The organism is Candidatus Magnetominusculus xianensis (genome assembly GCA_001541255.1).
Classification (GTDB): domain Bacteria; phylum Nitrospirota; class Thermodesulfovibrionia; order Thermodesulfovibrionales; family Magnetobacteriaceae; genus Magnetominusculus; species Magnetominusculus xianensis.
In genome coordinates this window covers 52,798-71,298 of sequence record LNQR01000070.1, presented here as the reverse complement: position 1 = coordinate 71,298, position 18,501 = coordinate 52,798, and the positions used below count along the sequence as shown (strand labels likewise).

Annotated in this window: 18 protein-coding genes; 16 read left to right on the top strand and 2 right to left on the bottom strand. The window is 46.0% G+C overall.

Translation table 11 applies throughout. From position 1 onward, the window contains the following. Positions 1–4: 4 nt before the first annotated feature. Both ASN18_RS10115 and ASN18_RS10110 read right to left on the bottom strand, forming a co-directional pair. On the bottom strand, positions 5–2,566 hold the full coding sequence (locus tag ASN18_RS10115) for a PAS domain S-box protein (protein ID WP_085052630.1): 2,562 nt from the start codon (positions 2,564–2,566) through the stop codon (positions 5–7). Further along, entirely contained in the window at positions 2,566–4,896 is a 2,331-nt protein-coding gene (locus ASN18_RS10110) for a PAS domain-containing sensor histidine kinase (protein ID WP_085052629.1), read from the bottom strand. Before ASN18_RS10110 ends, ASN18_RS10115 begins: the two co-directional genes overlap by 1 nt. A 197-nt stretch (positions 4,897–5,093) precedes the next feature. Here ASN18_RS10110 and ASN18_RS10105 point away from each other — a divergent pair, with 197 nt between their 5' ends. The 16 genes from ASN18_RS10105 to ASN18_RS10030 all read left to right on the top strand — a co-directional run bounded on the left by ASN18_RS10105 (position 5,094) and on the right by ASN18_RS10030 (position 18,498). After that, complete coding sequence (locus ASN18_RS10105; protein ID WP_085052628.1) at positions 5,094–5,582, top strand: flagellar basal body-associated FliL family protein; 489 nt, start codon at positions 5,094–5,096, stop codon at positions 5,580–5,582. Further along, positions 5,583–6,554 (top strand): flagellar motor switch protein FliM, encoded by a 972-nt coding sequence (fliM, locus tag ASN18_RS10100; protein WP_085052627.1) that lies wholly within the window; start codon positions 5,583–5,585, stop codon positions 6,552–6,554. 26 nt (positions 6,555–6,580) lie between these two features. Next, positions 6,581–6,898 (top strand): flagellar motor switch protein FliN, encoded by a 318-nt coding sequence (fliN, locus tag ASN18_RS10095; RefSeq protein WP_085052626.1) that lies wholly within the window; start codon positions 6,581–6,583, stop codon positions 6,896–6,898. Next, positions 6,895–7,254, top strand: a complete 360-nt coding sequence (locus ASN18_RS10090) for a FliO/MopB family protein (RefSeq protein ID WP_085052625.1) — start codon at positions 6,895–6,897, stop codon at positions 7,252–7,254. Before fliN ends, ASN18_RS10090 begins: the two co-directional genes overlap by 4 nt. A 2-nt stretch (positions 7,255–7,256) precedes the next feature. Further along, positions 7,257–7,898: a flagellar type III secretion system pore protein FliP gene (fliP, locus tag ASN18_RS10085; RefSeq protein ID WP_085052624.1), complete on the top strand. Its 642-nt coding sequence runs from the start codon at positions 7,257–7,259 to the stop codon at positions 7,896–7,898. Continuing rightward, the gene (fliQ, locus tag ASN18_RS10080) at positions 7,895–8,164 is read left to right on the top strand and encodes a flagellar biosynthesis protein FliQ (protein ID WP_085052623.1); all 270 of its coding nucleotides are present in this window, start codon (positions 7,895–7,897) and stop codon (positions 8,162–8,164) included. The genes fliP and fliQ overlap by 4 nt, the downstream gene beginning before the upstream one ends. A 4-nt stretch (positions 8,165–8,168) precedes the next feature. After that, positions 8,169–8,942 (top strand): flagellar biosynthetic protein FliR, encoded by a 774-nt coding sequence (gene fliR, locus ASN18_RS10075; protein ID WP_085052622.1) that lies wholly within the window; start codon positions 8,169–8,171, stop codon positions 8,940–8,942. Further along, complete coding sequence (gene flhB, locus ASN18_RS10070) at positions 8,942–9,979, top strand: flagellar biosynthesis protein FlhB (RefSeq protein ID WP_085052621.1); 1,038 nt, start codon at positions 8,942–8,944, stop codon at positions 9,977–9,979. The genes fliR and flhB overlap by 1 nt, the downstream gene beginning before the upstream one ends. 1 nt (position 9,980) lies before the next feature. After that, a complete protein-coding gene (gene flhA / locus ASN18_RS10065) occupies positions 9,981–12,056 on the top strand; it encodes a flagellar biosynthesis protein FlhA (RefSeq protein ID WP_085052620.1) in 2,076 nt (691 codons plus the stop codon). Continuing rightward, positions 12,046–13,308 (top strand): flagellar biosynthesis GTPase FlhF, encoded by a 1,263-nt coding sequence (gene flhF / locus ASN18_RS10060; RefSeq protein ID WP_085052619.1) that lies wholly within the window; start codon positions 12,046–12,048, stop codon positions 13,306–13,308. The genes flhA and flhF overlap by 11 nt, the downstream gene beginning before the upstream one ends. Beyond that, entirely contained in the window at positions 13,302–14,141 is an 840-nt protein-coding gene (locus tag ASN18_RS10055; RefSeq protein WP_085052618.1) for a MinD/ParA family protein, read from the top strand. The genes flhF and ASN18_RS10055 overlap by 7 nt, the downstream gene beginning before the upstream one ends. A gap of 6 nt (positions 14,142–14,147) precedes the next feature. Continuing rightward, positions 14,148–14,891, top strand: a complete 744-nt coding sequence (locus ASN18_RS10050) for a FliA/WhiG family RNA polymerase sigma factor (RefSeq protein WP_085052617.1) — start codon at positions 14,148–14,150, stop codon at positions 14,889–14,891. 86 nt (positions 14,892–14,977) lie between these two features. Then, entirely contained in the window at positions 14,978–16,867 is a 1,890-nt protein-coding gene (locus ASN18_RS10045; RefSeq protein ID WP_085052616.1) for a HEAT repeat domain-containing protein, read from the top strand. Further along, positions 16,864–17,685, top strand: coding sequence for a CheR family methyltransferase (locus ASN18_RS10040; RefSeq protein ID WP_085052615.1), 822 nt, complete (start codon positions 16,864–16,866; stop codon positions 17,683–17,685). Before ASN18_RS10045 ends, ASN18_RS10040 begins: the two co-directional genes overlap by 4 nt. 44 nt (positions 17,686–17,729) lie before the next feature. After that, entirely contained in the window at positions 17,730–18,113 is a 384-nt protein-coding gene (locus tag ASN18_RS10035) for a response regulator (protein WP_236861657.1), read from the top strand. 19 nt (positions 18,114–18,132) lie between these two features. Continuing rightward, a complete protein-coding gene (locus ASN18_RS10030; protein ID WP_085052692.1) occupies positions 18,133–18,498 on the top strand; it encodes a chemotaxis response regulator CheY in 366 nt (121 codons plus the stop codon). Positions 18,499–18,501 lie beyond the last annotated feature (3 nt).

Below are 18,501 nucleotides of genomic sequence, written 5' to 3'. Positions count from 1 at the left end.
AGTATTACAGGCATTGCGACTGTGGCAGGGGAAGCCTCACCGTAAAGGTAGTGCCCTTGCCTACGACGCTGTTAACTAGTATATCTCCTTGGTGTTCCTTTATTATCTTATAACTAATCGAAAGCCCCAGCCCTGTGCCCACCCCTACGGGTTTTGTCGTGAAAAACGGGTCAAATATCTTACTGCGTATCTCCGGGGGGATTCCTTTGCCTGTGTCTGTTATCGCAACCTCTATCTTTTCAGTATCTACAGAAGTCCTTATTTTGACCTCCCCTTCGCCCTCTATCGCCTGACACGCGTTTACCAGCAGGTTCATAAATACCTGATTGATTTTTGCAGCATAACATTGCAGCATAGGAATATTCCCATATTCCCTTACTATAACTATCCTGTTTTTATACTCGTGGAAGAGCAGCTCCAGCGTTGTGTCAATAGATTCGTTTATGTTCATATCGGTTATATCAGTGATGTCCAGCCGTGCAAAATTCTTGAGGTCCTGTACGATTTTCTTAATACGCTCAGTGCCCTCCCTTGTTTTTGCGATTAGGGGTGTAATGCGGGAGCTCAAATAACTATAATTAATCTCCTTCTTATAGTTCTCGATTTCTGATTTAGCCTCGTCTGAAGATTCAATCTTATCGTATCTCTCAAGCAGCCCAAACAGCCTTTGGATAAACTTCTCAAGGTTTCCTATGTTGCCAGAGACAAAGGCAAGCGGGTTATTTATTTCATGCGCCACGCCGGCAGTCAGCACACCCAAAGACGCCATCTTTGCCGATTGAACCAACTGCTCCTGGCTTTGCTGCAACTCACTTAATGTCCTGGATAATTCGGCAGTACGCGCCTGCACCTCCTCTTCGAGGTGTTCGCTGTGCCGTCTTATTTTTTCCTCCATCTGTTTTCTTTCAGTAATGTCCTCGCAGCTTGTGGCAATGGCAGCCACAGTTCCATCGTCGTCCATCACCACGTCAGACGTCAGTTGCACAGGGAAATGGCTGCCATCTTTTCGGGAATTTACACTTTCACGTTTCCATCTCTTTGTACTTCTGTCCGTATTGACACGAAACGCTATCAGCTCTTCCTCTGTCAGCGGCCTGGATAATTCTTTCGGGGCCATTATCCTGATATTCTTGCCAATCAGTTCATCAACCGTGTAGCCATGTTGAGCGGCCTCGGCCTCGTTTGTATAGATTATTACGCCGTCTGCATCTGTAATCGTAAATCCTACCTGTGTTGTTTCTATGGCCTTTGTCAACAGGCGCAGGTTCTTAGTCATTGCCGCTTCGATTTTTTTGCGGTCGGTTATGTTATGAGCTATGATTATTACGGAGGTCACAGCGCCTGAGTTGTCAAGCTCCGGGACTGATACCCCCTGAAACCACTGGACGCCGTTAATTGATATTTCCTTTTCCTGTCTTTCTTTTGAGTCAACTGTCAGTCGCGTCAGGTCTATTATACCTTTAATAAAATCTTCGTCGAATCCCAGTTCAGAAAACTTAGTGATGTGCCTTCCAATAAAATCTTCGGGCTTAAGCATCATGTAAAGAGCACAGCTTGGGTTCATATAGCGGCAAATATAATCGCTGTCAATACGGGTTATTATGTCCTGACTGTTTTCCACTATCGCGCGGAATCCCATGCGGTACTCATCTCTGCTTTGAAGCAGTTCAAGCTCAAATATTTTTCGTTCCGTTATATCCCTCGATACTGAGACCATCCCAAAGACCTCGCCGATCCCGGTAAATATCGGGTTTTTGATCGTCTCAAGATATATATCCCCTTCCCTGCTGCTTATCTTGTGTTCAATTTGAACAGCCTTTAAGGTCTCTAAGACCTCACGGTCACTCTCCCGCTCTTTTGAGGCAAACGACTTCGGGAAAAAATTATCATACGTCCTGCCTATGATTTCCTGCTCGTCCAGCCCTATGAATTCTTTGAATGCGTCATTTATTAAAACGAATTTTCCATCAGTATCTTTAATGCTTATCATGTCTTTGACCGAGCCAAGTAATGTGATTAATTGCGAGGTTGTCTTTGCGTTTTCCGCTATAATCTGTTCAAGCCCCCTCTTGCCGTTTTCAAGATTAATGATTGCACGATATGTCCTTAAGGCAAGGAGCATTGCGACATCAAATTTATCTTTGGTCAATTCGGTCTTTTCCCTGTAATCGTTTATATCATACTGGACGATGACTTCGTGTTGAGGGGCCTGGCCTGGCTGCCCTGTCCTTAGAATAATCCGCACCTGATTGTTTTTCAATTCTTCTCTGATATATTTGGTAACAAGCAGGCCGGAGTTGTCTTCTTCCATAACAACATCTAATAGCATAACAGCGGTATCGGGGTTTTCCTCCATGAGGTGCTTTGCCTCGCTGCCGGAGTAGGCGCTGATAAACTCAACAGGCTTACCGTCATAGACAAAGTGTTTTAGCGCCATGCGTGTCATCTCATGGACCTCTTGCTCGTCATCGACTATCATTACCTTCCATGGTCCGGCAGCAGAAGGCGCTATACCTCTGCCGCTGTACCGATAGAAGAACCTCTCGGTGTTGTCGTTCTGTTCCATTACGCCGCTGCCTCCTTTTTAATTACGGGAAAGCTGATTGTAAATGTCGTCCCCTTGTTCAACTCGCTCTGACAATCGATAGTGCCGCCGAGGGTCTGCGTTACTATATTATGCACAATATGCATCCCCAGCCCTGTGCCTCCAGCCCCGCGCATAGTCGTAAAAAAAGGGTCGTATATCTTCTTGATATTTTCCTGGGGAATACCCTTGCCATCGTCTTTGTACTGGATAACAATGTCATCTTTGTGGAGGGCGGCTTCAATCGTTATTGTGCCTTTGGCGCCCTTGTCATACGCGTGTATGATGGAATTCATCAGCAGATTTGTTATAATCTGTGCTATAGACCCTGGATAGCTGTCCAATTCCAGGGATTGTTCACAAATGACCTCTATATTATGCTGGCTCCTCTTGAGCTTCGGTTGAAGACTAAGCAGTATTTCTTCAATGTATCCCTTTAATCTGAACACGCGCCTCTCCTGCGTAATCTGGTCTGCCGATACCATCTTGAAACTTTTCACCAGTTCGGCTGTACGCATAAGGCTTTTAAATATAAGGGAACTGCTCTTATTTATATCGTCAATATATTCCTGCAGCTGCTCCATACGCAGTGACCTGTCATCGATTGCGGCCTTTATTGCTTCAGTCTCTTTGGTGATAGTCGAAGAAAGGGTTATGCCTATACCTACGGGCGTGTTTATCTCATGGGCCACGCCTGCCAGCATCTGCCCAAGAGAGGCCAGTTTTTCTGCTTGCACTAGCTGGGTGCGGCTCTCTTTGAGGTGTTTATTGGCTGTCTCTAACTCCTTCAGGTGCATGTCGCGTACTTTTTGCATCCTCTTCAACTGTGTTATGTTTTGTGCCGAGCAGACTATCTCATCAATTGTGTTACCGTCGCTGCCATAGATAACCGATGCGGAGAATATGACTGGAACTTTTACACCATATTTTGCCATAAATACTACCTCGACATCTTTTACATATCCATTTCTCATTATTTCATTATACAATATTTCGGCAATCGTGTCGCTTTCAAATATTTCGTCTATACGTTTATTGAGCAGCTCTTCCTCAGTGCGTCCTAACATCTTATTAACAGACTTATTAACTTTTACAATTTCAGCATCTTCTGTTAATACAATAACGGCGCTTGCGATGGTCTCAATGATATTGTCTGTATACTCTTTTGCTATGATTAAGTCATCCCTTGTTTTTTGCAGCTCCATGAGCATATGATTAAACGATTCTGCCAGTACACCGACCTCATCTTTCGATTTAATATCAGTGATTTGAGTAAAATCCCCTTTGGCTATCATATCTGTAAATGCAGTAAATCTCTTAAGCGGGTTGGTTATATTATTAGTTATGTGTCTTGTAATAAATGTAAAAATCACCCCGCTGATGACCAATACTAAAATCATTACGCCGACAGTGACGTATTTTATCTTGTTCTCGTCAGCACTAAACTCCGCATAGGGGATGACTACCATCAGCGACCACCTGAACTCATCAAGCGGGACAAGGGCTGCAATGCTGTCAACCCCTAATATTAATGCCCTGTTAATGCCTCTTTTTAACTGAACGGGTGTCTTACTGTCATCGATTGAATGCCCTGCAATATCAGGTCTGCTGCTGGCATATATGACTGTCATCCTACTGTCAAGCAGCAATGCAAAGCCTGATTTTTCGACCTCTGTTTCAGATAAAACGCTGGCTATGGTGGTGATTGGTACGCTGCCCCTTATAAATCCAATGGGCTTATCGCCGCTATATTTTGCCATAGCAAATGTAACCGCTGGTATGCCGAGGTCGATGTCGTTTTGTTCGTATGAGACAATAATTTTGTTCGGCTCTGACATTAACTCTTTGAAAATTGTGGAAGCGATTATTTCGCTTTTACCTGAGAATACAATTCCATTTACCGCCCTAACCTCTTCTCCTTTCATGTTTACATAACTCAAAACGGGAAACTCTTTTGAAAACTTAGGCAGATTCTGCGTCAGGACATATTCACCGTACTTGTCCGTATAAACGTCTAACTTATCGCCGTCCAATATCTTTTCCGATACCCGTTGCAGCGTGGATTTTTTTTGGGCAACTACCCCCAGCACCCGCGACTTAAGGGTATTGGTCAGGAATTCAAGAAACTTCTTTTCGTCAGTGTTAAAATGGTTTGAGATAAAATAATACCCGCACCCCCCGATTGCCAGTCCGACGAATAAGACTATCCCAAAGTGCGATATTAATATCTTATTTCTGATTGATAGGTACATTGCCGTTATATGCCGCAACAGATTATAGCTGAATTTTGCCCGCATTGTCCAGTTCAGCATATTGTATCTCAGTGATTTATCTTTGAAAAATGTTGAAAAACCATCGCTGTGTCAAGCGTTTGACATGACACGGTAAATATTACCTGCTAAAGCCTTATAAAATCACCGGTAATCAACAACCTAACCGGCGCGGTATACACTGGCATGGATATTGCTAACTACATAATCGAACACTCTTATTTACCTATGGAGGACATATGGAACAACCCGAAGCAACAGAACCAGTTAAAGTACAAAAGAAGTCAAGCATGAAACAGATCATAATCTTAGGAGCCATTATCCTTGTAGTGGCAGGCGGGGGATTCTTTGCCTACACTAAATTCTTCGCAAAACAAGAAGGAGGCAAAGAGGGCGCTAAAGAGGCTGAACACAAGGAAGGGAAACCCGGCGAGCAGGTACTCATCGCCATCGATCCCTTAATCGTTAACCTTACGGACAAGAACAGGTTTATTAAGCTGTCGCTTCAAATCGAAGTGGGAGACAAGAAACTTGAGGCGACCATGAAAGAAAAGATGCCGCTTCTCAGGGACGCTATTATCATGCTGGTAACAAGCAAGTCCTACGATGCAATCTCCGGCCCGGACGGAAAGTTCCAGTTAAAAGATGAGATGCTCGGCAGACTTAATCAGGCATTGGGAAGCGAACTCATTAAAAACGTCTATTTTACAGAATTCATGGTGCAGTAGATGAGCAATAAGATACTATCTCAGGATGAAATTGATGCCCTGTTAAAGGGTGTGCAAAGCGGTTCGGTAGATACCGGGGCGCAGTCAGCAGAAGAGTCCGGCGTTAAGACCTATGATCTGACCAATCAGGAGAGGATAATACGCGGCAGAATGCCGGGCCTTGAGATCGCTAATGAGCGTTTCGCAAGATTCTTCAGAAACTCTATCTCTACGATTATTCAGAAGTTTGTCGATGTCAACATACACGGGGTAGAGATGATGAAGTTCAGTGAATTTATGAAAACTCTGCCGCTGCCCTCAAGTATAAACATATTTAAGATGGAGCCGCTGAGGGGATTTTCCCTGTTTGTACTTGGAGCCCCTGCGGTGTTTGCCTTTGTCGAGTATTTTTTTGGGGCAACAACGGCAAGGAATACGAAGTCGGAAGGCCGTTATTTCACGCCGATTGAACAGCGTATTATCAAAAAAGTGGTCTCGATGGTGCTGAAAGACCTGGCTATGGCATGGAAAGGGATAGTCAGCGTGGAGCCTGAGCATGTCGGCTCGGAGATGAATCCGCAATTTGTTACGATTGTTACGCCTACAGAGGTGATAATAAAGGTAGAGGTTCACCTTGAGGTAGAGGATTTCACTGGCAAGATGTATTTCTGCATCCCCTACTCGGTAATAGAGCCGATTAAGGAAAAGTTATACTCCGGCATACAGGCTGAACAAGCTGAGATAGACCAGCACTCAGTAAGCCGTCTAGGTGGAATATTGAAGCTGTCTACCGTAGAAGTTGCAGTGGAAATGGGAACTACCGAACTCATGATAGAGGAAATCCTCGACCTGAAAAAGGGAGATGTAATTCCACTGAACAAAAGCATCAACGAAGACCTGACACTAACGGTCGAGGGAATCCCTAAGTTCAAATGCGTAGCTGGACAGTTAAAGGGTAATTTGGCCGTAAAAATCACCAAAGAATACGTTTAAACAACATATACTTAAGGAGGAGTCTCATGGATGTGCAAAAGGCTGATTTCCGCGAATTGGATAAAGACGGCAACCCAGAAGCTACAAGGGATATTAAATTCCTGCTCGATATACCACTGACAATAACGGTAGAGATAGGCAGAACAAAGATGCTCATTAACGACCTGCTTCAGCTTGGACAAGGCTCGGTAATCGAACTTGACAAACTTGCCGGTGAGGCTATGGAAATCCTCGTCAACAACAAGGTAATAGCAAAAGGCGAGGTAGTAGTGGTAAACGAGAAATTCGGCATCAGGCTCACCGATGTCGTAAGCCCTACAGACAGGGTAAAACAACTGCGATGATAGATGTCGTGTTTCAGGTATTCGTTGCGCTTGCGGCGGTTATTTTTTTGATTTACGCCCTGTCCTTCGCAGCGAAAAAAAGGCGCGGAAGCAGCGGCTTTCTGGGGCTGTTAGAGTACTTATCTTTAGGGCCAAAGAGGGGTATTGCCGTTGTCAAGGTTGGCAAACGCGCCATCGTACTTGGAGTAACTCAGACTGATTTCAAACTGCTGAAGACACTTGGCGAACAGGAAGTAGAGGCAATCGCCTTTAAGAAGACACTCAACGCTGAGATGTCAAAGACCGGCAGCCAGTTGGCCGATACCTTCAATCGCATTGTCCGCAGACTTAGCGGCAAAACAGGCAAGGACAACTAACCATGGGTGCGCTGAACATAGATCATCCGCTTATATCGATGTTTTTGCTGATAAGTTTTCTGTCGCTTATTCCGGCAGTGCTTATGATGGTTACATCGTTTACAAGAATAGTTATCGTGTTGTCCCTGTTAAGGCAGGCACTGGGCGGACCTCAAATCCCGCCGAATATGATTATTATTGGTCTGTCGCTTTTTATTTCACTCTTTATCATGTATCCAACACTGGACACAGTTGCCACTGAGTCCATGACCCCGTTTATGAACAAGAAAATAACCATGACCGAGGCGCTTAAAAAGGCTGAAATCCCTGTCAAGGACTTCATGATGAGACAGACGAGGGAGAAGGACCTCGCCCTGTTTTTGAAACTCGCCAAGCAGGAAGCGCCCAGAGAGCCTATGGACATACCCATGAAGATAGCTGCCCCGGCGTTTGTGATAAGCGAGCTTAAGACTGCCTTTGAGATGGGGTTTCTGCTCTATCTACCATTTATTATAATTGACATGGTCGTAGCCAGCGTTATGCTGTCGATGGGTATGATGATGGTGCCCCCTGTAATGATATCGCTGCCCTTTAAGCTGTTACTATTTGTGCTTGTCGATGGCTGGAACATAGTGATAGGTACGATTGTGAGGAGTTTCCATTGACAGTTGAAATTATAAAAGATTTATCATTTGATGTGTTTAAGACCCTGCTGATGGTCTCAGGGCCGATGCTCATTGTAAGTATGCTGGTGGGGTTGGCGGTGAGTTTCTTTCAGGCTATAACGCAGATACAGGAGTTTACACTAACGTTTGTGCCAAAGGTCGTAGCAGTTTTTCTGTGCGTGTTTCTGCTGATGCCGTGGATTGCGCGTATAATGATTGGTTTTACGGTGCGTCTGATAGAGAAACTGCCGGAGTACGTGAGGTAAGGCAATGGACGAGCTGATAAACTCTGGACTGGTGTCAAAGCAGATAAGCAATTTTGTGCTGATACTCTTAAGGGTAAGCATAATAATGATGATGCTGCCCATATTTTCCAGCAAAAACATCCCAGCTCAGTATAAGATTGCCTTTTCTGTAGCGCTTGCGGTACTGATAACCCCGCTTGTGGACTTCAAACTAGACAGCAAAGAAGAGATCGCGATTACCGTATTTAAGGAGACACTGCTTGGCATGGTGATTGGCGGAAGCGCAAGACTGGTCTTTTACGCAGCAGATATGGCAGGGCAGCTTATGAGCAATGCGATGTCATTGTCGATTGCGACGTCTTTCGATCCCGAGTTCGGCCAGTCGGCAGAGGTATCACGTTTTTTAGGCGTTTTAGCAACACTGCTTTTCTTTATCATGGACATACACCATGACCTGGTCAGCGTAGTTGTTAAGAGTTTTGAGATCCTCCCACCTGGGCAGATAAATATAGACACATTGATGATAAACAAGATTTTTGGCGGCTCGAAGATATTTACCCTGGCGCTGAAGCTGGCCGCCCCTGTTATGGTGGGAATGGTGGTTGCCAACCTGCTGCTTGGACTTTTATATAAGGCTGCGCCTCAGATAAATATTATGTTTGTTAGTTTTCCCATATTTTTACTTGTCGGCCTAATACTTATGATGTTTACGATGCCTATATTTTTTAAGGTTATCTCTGAGCAGTTTAGCAATCTCAAAGACGTTCTGTATGAAACGTTATTAATAGCGAGACCCTGATGGCTGAACAACAAGAAAGAACAGAACAAGCTACACCGCGGCGGCGGCAAAAGGCCAGAGAAAAAGGCCAGATGCCGCGCAGCAGGGAGCTTTCCACTGCCGCAGGTATGGCAGGGCTGCTCCTTGTAGTACACTACGGCGGTTCAAACTTTATGTATAACATAAAAGACGCTACGGCAAAGTTCCTGGCTTTTCAGTATGGACAGGACCCATTTCGGGCAATAAATGTAGCAATGCTGAAGTCCTTTATGATGCTTCTGCCATTTTTTCTTGGAATCATGATATGTGCCGTTGCCTCGGAGTTATTTCAGGTGGGTTTTGCGCTAAAACCCTATGAGCCAAAGCTGTCCAGGCTTAACCCTATCACCGGTATTGGCAAATTGTTCTCTTCTGATGTGGTGGTAGAGTTTATAAAGAGTTTTATGAAATTCCTCGGCGGTGGTCTCATATTCTACTATATCGTTAAGAGGGACATATACAGATGGCCGCTTTTGATGACGAAAGAACTTGGTCAGCTTGTCTCTGGCGCCTATGGCTTTATCGCAAATGCGATGGTATGGGGGCTGGTCTATCTGTTAATCATAGCCGCTGCCAGTTATGCCTTTGCAAGGTGGCAGTTTGAGAAATCCATAAGGATGTCCAAGGAAGAGATAAAAGAGGAATTCAAAGAGGCAGAGGGTGACCCGAAGATAAAATCCAGAATCAGGAGCATCCAGCGCGAACAGGCAAGAAGGCGTATGATGGCCGAAGTTCCGAAGGCTACGGTGGTAATAACAAACCCAACACACCTGGCCATTGCCCTTCTATACCAGTCTGACAAGATGTCAGCCCCAAAGATAATAGCAAAAGGCTCCGGCTACGTAGCCGAGAAGATAAGGGAGATAGCAAGGGAAAACCGCATTCCACTCTATGAGGACAAACCGCTTGCACGGGCGCTCTTTGCGTTTGAAATCGGTGAGTTTGTCCCTCAGGACTTGTATAAAGCGGTTGCAAAGATACTGGCATATATCTATCAGTTAAAGGGAAAGGTGGTGTGATATGGCAGAAGCGGCAGTAAGTACGGCACTAAACATTGGTAACATAAACTTTTTACAGTTGATAAGAAAACGGGCGGAGATATTTGTCTCCATAGGCGTGGTTGCCATCCTGGTTGTTATGCTCATACCACTGCCGCCGATTCTCCTGGATTTGTTGTTATCACTGTCTATATCCATAGCGGTGGTGATAGTGATAATCAGCGTATATGTGCAAAAACCTCTGGATTTCTCGGTATTTCCGACAATGCTCCTGATAACCACACTCTACAGGCTTTCGCTGAACGTTGCCACTACACGGCTAATCCTGATACATGGACACGAGGGAACGGAGGCAGCCGGACAGGTTATCCAGTCATTTGGAAATTTCGTAATAGGCGGTAACTATGCCGTAGGATTGATAATATTCTTAATACTTATCATCGTGAACTTTGTAGTTATAACAAAAGGTTCTGGAAGAATCGCAGAAGTGGCGGCGAGGTTTACACTGGACGCCATGCCAGGCAAGCAGATGGCCATAGACGCCGACCTCAACGCCGGTCTGATAGACGAAAAAGGGGCAAGAAAGCGCCGTGAATCTATAGCCCAGGAGGCAGACTTCTACGGCGCTATGGACGGCGCTAGCAAATTCGTCCGGGGCGACGCCATTGCCGCGCTTATCATAACGGCAATAAATATATTTGGCGGTATAATCATAGGGGTACTGCAAAAGGGTATGCCCATTGTTGACGCCCTTAAGACATACACAGTGCTGTCGGTTGGTGACGGCCTGGTGTCTCAGGTCCCGGCTCTGTTGATTTCCACTGCTGCCGGTCTTGTAGTCAGCCGCGCGGGTAAGGAGTCCGACTTAGGAAAGGACATATCCGAACAGGTTATAGTAAATCCAAAGGCGCTCTATACGACATCGGGCATACTCTTTGCTTTTGCCATAGTGCCGGGGCTGCCGCACCTGCCGTTTCTGTTAATCGCGGCGGGCGCAGCCGGTCTTGCTTATGTGATTACAGCGGCTGGGAAAAAGGAGGCCGCTGAACAACTGCTGCCAGAAGCGCCGCCAGAGGAGCCAAAGATAGAGGCCTTTACAGAGTTAGACCCTCTTACGCTTGAAATCGGCTACGGGCTTATCCCCATAGTAGAAGAGCAAAAGGGAGAACTGCTCAGCAAGATTAAGTCCATGAGAAGGCAACTGGCCAGAGAGATTGGCTTTGTCATACCCCCTGTGCATATCAGAGACAACTTGCAGCTTCGCCCGCATGAGTACAGCTTCTCATTAAAGGGTATTGAGGTGGCAAAATATGAAATAATGATGGGCAATTATCTTGCCGTTGCCTCTGAAGATACGCAGCCCATTGAAGGTATACCGGCAAAGGAGCCTGCATTCGGTCTGCCTGCATTATGGGTTGAGCCCTCAAGGGTAGAAGAGGCACAGCTTTCAGGCTATATGGTCGTTGACAATGCAACGGTCATAGCCACACATTTGACAGAGCTGATAAGAAAGCACTGCTGGGAGCTGCTCTCAAGAAGCGAGGTACAAAACATCCTTGACAGCGTGTCAAAGAGCTACCCAAAGATAGTGGAAGAGCTTATGTCCATCACCACGCTAGGCAACGTGCAGCGTGTAATGCAAAGTCTGCTTAGAGAACGTGTGCCGATTAATGACGTTATGGCCATACTTGAGACCATTTTAGACTACGGCCCGCAGATGAAGGACCCTGAAGTGCTGACAGAGTTCGCCAGACAGGCCCTGAGCAGGCACATAACAAAGCAGTATGCCGCGCCAGACGGCTCAATACCGGTGTTTACACTCGACCAGAAGTACGAAAACATGCTGCTGAGGAGCCTCCAAACCGGCGATGCCATAAGCCCTAACATCGTCAGTAAAATGGTCAAGGGATTGGAGACATTGATAGAAAGTGAGAGCTACAGAGGGGTACAGCCGATAGTCTTAACCAGCGCTCAGGTTAGAAGGCATATTAAAAAATTAATGGAGAAATTCCTGCCGTCAGTCATCGTGCTGTCAAACGCCGAGATTTCAGCTGCCGGTAAACTCTTTACACTGGGGGTAGTGAGATATGAAGATTAAAAAGTTTCAGGCAAAAAGTTTTGCAGAAGCACTGATAATGGTAAAAAAAGAACTGAGTGACGACGCAATTATCCTGTCCACTGAGGAAGGTGACTGCGGAGTTGAAGTTACAGCCGCCGTTGACTACGACATGCAAAAGTCCAGGCCAAACAACAAGTCCACAGAGAAGCTCCAAAACAACATAAGGATGTTTAACACCACAGCCGGAAAAGCAGAAGAGGCAAAAGACGCCGTATCGCTTAAATCTATTTTTCAGCCAAAGCAAAAGGTCTCAACCGGCGGGGGCCTGTTTAAACAAGCGGCACAGGAACTCCCTGTTGAAATCGTTAAAAAACCAGCAGCAGCAAATTCACCGTCTGCCGCAAAGACAGAATCGCAGGCGCCGGAGGCCACGCACAGCATTACCAGCGTTATAAGCAGTATGGCTTTAAACATATCATCAGAGATAGAGCAGCTCAGAGAGACCATCGAGGATATGAAAAACATGGGCTTTGAGATGTCCATGCCGCCAAAGAAAAAGGCCATACTTAGTTATCTGAGGGAACGCTCAATTCAGGACGAGTACGCCATCCTGTTATGTGAAAAGGCAAAAGAGGTTCAGGACATACTGCCCATCATATCATCCCATATAAAGGTAAAGAAGGCTGAGACCGATATGAAGGCGGTAATGTTAATAGGCCCTACCGGAGTTGGAAAGACAACGACTGTAGCAAAGCTGGCCGCTCATTCCATAAAAGAGGGCAAAAAGACGGCCATTATTAACTATGACACATACAGAATAGGGGCAGTGGAGCAGGTACGCATATATGCAAGAATACTGGGCATACCGCTTGCCGTCGTATCCACACCGACTGAGCTGAAGACATCGCTGTTGAGATTCGCCGAGACGAAAGACATTATTTACATTGACACAACGGGCAGAAACCCCAAAGACAACGACTACCTCGACAGCATCAACGAGATATGCGAAACAGAGGTGCCACTGGAAACACATCTGTTGATGAGCGCTAACAGCGACGGCGAATTCATGTCCGAGGCATACAGGTACTACAGAACCGTGCCGGTTAACTACATTGGCTTTACAAAGGTTGACGAGGCAGTAAGATACGGCGCGCTCTATAACCTCCTGATGATGTACAGCAAACCGGTGGCATACGTAACGACGGGGCAAAAAGTCCCTGATGACATAGACTTCACAGCGGTAGAGGGTATGGCAGGCCTTATCTTAAAGAAGGAGTGTTATAGATGTTAAATGACGGGCGCGCAAAGAAAAAGCATATAATGACCATAGCCGTGGCCAGCGGCAAGGGCGGGGTCGGCAAGACCAACGTGGTTGCAAACCTGGCCATAGCTATGAAAAAGATGGGTAAAAATGTGTTGATTCTTGACGCTGACCTGGGGCTTAGTAACATAGATGTGCTGCTGCAGTTGGCGCCTGAGTACAACATACAAAATGTGATCAGCGGGGAAATGCCGCTCAAGGATATAATCGTAACAGGCCCGCACGGGATACTTATCCTGCCTGCCACATCCGGCGTGCAGGAGCTGACAGTACTGGATGAGTTCCAGAGGCTGCGTCTCCTTGAGGAGTTTGAGTCCTTTGATGAAGACATAGACGTTCTGTTGATAGATACGGCGGCAGGCATATCTGACAATGTGGCCTTTTTCTGCATAGCCGCCCAGGAGATAATCATCGTCACATCGCCTGAGCCAACGGCAATGACCGACGCCTATGCCCTCATAAAAGTACTCTATACAAGGTATCAGGAGAAGGCGTTCAGTGTGCTGGTAAATTCCGTAAAGAGTGCTTCCGAGGCAAAGGAGGTATTTAAAAGGCTCTCAACAGCGGCAGACAAGTTTCTCAACATATCGTTAAACTATGTCGGATTTATACCGTTTGACGAGGCAGTCCGCATGTCCGTAAGGAATCAGCGGGCATTTATAGACGCCTACCCAAACTCAAATGCCACAAAGAAAATAATGGATTTAGCCGTCACAATACTCAGCCGAACGGAGCCTGTTGTTAAGGGCACTATACAGTTTTTCTTCAGTAACCTGCTTTCTACGTCATCATCCGAGGGATAAGCAAAAGTGGAAACAAAGAAGTATAAATCTGAAATATCAGATGAAAAGAAGGAAGAGGTAATAAAAGACTTCCTTCCTTTTATAAAATATACGGCATTCAGGCTGTCACACAGGCTGCCCCCGCAGTTAACCTCAGACGATTTAATAAGCGTTGGGGTTATCGGGCTTCTGGACTCACTGGACAACTATGACCAGACGAGGGCAAAACTAAAGACCTATGCCGAGTTCAGAATCAAGGGCGCTATGCTGGATGAAATCAGGGCATTTGACACATCCTCGAGGTCGCTGAAAGAGAAGGTCAACGAACTGAAGGACGCCTGCGTAAAGCTCGAGAAGGAACTGTGCAGACCCCCTGACGGTGAAGAGGTGGCCAAGAGCCTGAACATATCCCTTGACGATTACTTCAAGATACTCAAAGATGCCGATTCTGTTATCACGCTCAGGTTTGAGGATTTCGGCTCAGGTGCGGACAACGCTGGCGATATGAACTTAATGGACAATATCCCCGATGACACAACACGCGACCCGCTGAGACAGCTTGTTGACGCCTCTCAAAAGGAGCTGCTTGCCGCCCTGATAGCAGCGCTTCCCAAGAAGGAGAAAATGGTGCTTTCCCTGTACTACTGGGACGAACTAACGATGAAGGAAATAGGCAAGGTGTTAAGCCTGTCTGAGGGCCGAGTGTGCCAGCTTCACAGCCAGGCTATACTGAGATTAAAGGGAAAGTTGAAGGCCGGAATTGGAATATAAGTTGGACAATATGACAACAGGCATTTTATTATTAATGGAAAAAATGGTATAATAGAGGCTTGATATAAAAGCCGACGATAATAAATATGGCACGGACAAAAAAATACGATAAATTAATAAAAGATATATCGCACCCCGATGTATCACGACGGCGGCAAGCCGCAACCGCCCTTGGTGAGACAGACGAAAGGGCGCTGTATCCACTGATTAAGCTCTTGTCGGACGAAAATTCAGCCGTTATTGACGCCGCCATGCAGTCAATATTAGCAATTGGGGGGGAGGCAGCCTCATATATGCTGCTGCCGGTGCTGAGAAAGGGCGCAGTACAGAGAAACGTGGCGCTTTTAATCCTAAAGGACATTGGCGCAAGCACAGTCCCCCTGCTTTATGATTTATTATATGACAAGGACGACGATATCAGGAAATTCGCCCTCGACCTGCTTGGCGATATAGCCGTTGGCGCAGAGATAGATAAAATCCTGCCCGCACTAAAAGACCCAAACCCAAACGTCAGGGCAGCCGCGTGCCGCACGCTTGGTTTGTTGAAGGCCGAAGGCGCGATATCGTACATTGAGGAGGCGCTAAAAGACGAGGAATGGGTGGCGTTTTCCGCCCTTGAAGCGCTTGGGGAGATTGGCAGCGCGGGGGCAGTGGCGGCAATTGACAATGTCTGCAAAATCGGCACAAGCGTGCTTCAGTTCTCTGCACTAGAGACACTGGGGAAGATACACTCAGAAGACTCGAAAAAAGTATTAATCGGATGTCTGCAAGACACATTACATCGCAGCAAGGACAGTGACTATTCAGGCATGGTCAAAAAAGCGGCCTTAAAGAGCCTTGTTACTTTGGGGATAGACCCGGATATGGAATATTTGGGGCCGCAGCTCATGGAGTTATTCAAAAGCGGCGATTGGGAAGAAAAAATGACGGCTGTTGAGGGCCTTAGAATGGTGCGCGAGAAAAGGGCAGTTGAAGGGCTGCTTGACGCCGCCGGCTCTATAGATACGTCCAACATGGATGACGCAGAGTATTATGAAAAAATTAAGGCAGTTGTAACGGAGATAGCAGACTGTGACGGGTTGTTAAAAATATTGGGTGAGGGGCGGTTAAAAAGCCGCGGTGAGGCATTGCTGGTCGAGCTGCTTGGAACGCTTCACTGTAGAGAGGCGGCAGCCCGGCTCATAGAACTGCTTCGCGGCTCATACAGGGATATCAGACGGGGGGCGGCAAAGGCGCTGGTTGAAATAGCAGATGAGAGTGCTGTTGACACGCTCATAGAAGCCCTGAAGGATGATGACTGTCATGTGAAAAAACAGGTGGTCTATGCACTGAGAAAACTTGGAAATAAGAAGGCCTTTTACCCGTTATTAGAGCTTCTTGATAGTGAAAAATGCGAAGATGTAATTGATGAGTCAGTAAAGGCCCTCATAGGGATGGACTCAAGCAAGTTCTTAAATGGCCTGGACTTTTATCCCAAAAAGCTCAAGAGATATATCGCCAGATACGCCTCAAACGAAGAGGTTTTATTAAAGATAGCGTTAAGCGAGGACGAAGACCTGCGAATTGCAGCCATGAAGAGGCTCTCATCGCTGCACCCTGATGAGAACATATCCCGTATGGTAGCGGCAAGAATGGAGACAGCCCTAAGCGACCCCAATCCTGAGGTAAGAAAGACAGCCATACTGGGGCTTGCCCAAAGGGGCGAGGTCTCTGAGGCAATGCTGCAAGCATTACACGACATGGACATATGGGTGAGAATTCACACGATAAAGGCACTGGCAGCGCTGGGTGGATATAAGTACATTGACCAATTATACACGATGCTCAAAGACGAAGAGATACTCGTAGTTATGGTAACGATTGACGCCATAGCAGAGCTTAAAGGCATGAAGTCACATGATATGATAACCGAATTGCGCAGTCATGCCGACGAAACTATAAGGGCAAGGATAGAGGAGACTATTCATAGCCTATGACGGTACTAAAGGATGAGACATTTAAGAAATTCAGGGATTTCATATATGAAAAGAGCGGGATATTTATCCCTGACTCAAAAAAATATTTTATTGAAAACAGGCTGGGCAAGAGGCTTGAGGAGAAAAATCTGACCAGCTACGACGACTATTTATATCTGTTGAAACTGAGCAACGACAAAGAAGAGATGAAGGTACTCTTCGATAAGATAACGACGAATGAGACATTTTTCTTCAGAGAGATAAAACAGCTTGAGGTATTTGTAAAGTGTGAGGCGCCGAAGTTAATCGCCAAAAGAAAACCACCGGCCTTAAAGGTATGGTGTGCGGCCAGCTCAACCGGTGAGGAGCCATACACGCTGGCAATGATGTTGATGGAAAATCCACAGACAAACAGTGTTAAGTTTGAGATACTGGCCTCGGACATAAGCGACTCCGTGCTGCAAAAGGCACAGACTGCAACATACGGACAGTACGCAATGAGAAATGTGCCGGATATCTATTTAAAGAAATATTTTACACGCAACGGCACCTCTAACCATCTGCTGAGTCCAACTATCAGGTCACGGGTGAAATTCTCACAGATAAATCTATTGGATGAAAAAAGAATAAAGACCATAAGAGATATTGACGCTATATTTTGCAGAAACGTGCTAATATACTTTGATAAGAAGGCGAAGATAAAGGTGATAGAGAATCTCTATGAGGCGCTGAGACCTGGCGGCTGCCTGTTTATAGGAATGGCAGAGAGCCTTCACGATATAACGAGATTATTAAGGCCAGCAGTTATCGACAAAACTGTGGTATATCAAAAGGCCTGATTATATGACCAACGATGAGGGGGAGAAGGCGCACTGGGGGAATTATGAAAATCATGGTAGTAGACGACGACAAGACGACCAGAAAGATACTGGGTCTGTATCTGAAGGGAAAGGGACACGAGCCGGTGTTTGCAGAAAACGGCGTCGATGCAATAGAGAAACTGGCGTCGAATGAGGTTGACATAATCATGACAGACCTGAATATGCCATATATGGACGGGATAGAGTTGACAAAGACACTGAAAAACGACCCGTCGTTTCAGTCGATACCGATATTGATGTTATCTACTGAAAACGATGACGAAGAAAAGAAAAAGGCCGCAGACGCAGGCATAAACGCATATATGGTCAAACCCGTGTCATCTGAGTCGGTTGACACGATGATAAAACAAATGTTACTCATTAAAAAACAACAGGAGGGCAAATAGTATGGCGTACAACACTGCAATGAAGATACTGGTAGTGGACGATTTTGCAACAATGAGAAGGATAATAAAAAACATTCTCAAGCAGCTCGGAATGAACGAAGTAGAAGAGGCCGAAGATGGAGAGCAGGCGTTTAAAAAACTGCAAACCGGAAAGTTCGACTTCCTTATAACCGACTGGAATATGCCTAACTGCACGGGACTTGAGCTGTTAAAAATGGTGCGCTCAGACCCGAACTTAAAGGCAATGCCGGTGCTTATGGTAACGGCAGAGGCGGAGAAGGAGCAGGTAGTTGAGGCAATCAAGGCAGGCGTAAACAACTATGTAATGAAACCCTTCACCTCGGACGTACTAAAGCAAAAGCTGGACAAGATATTCAGTAAATAGCCC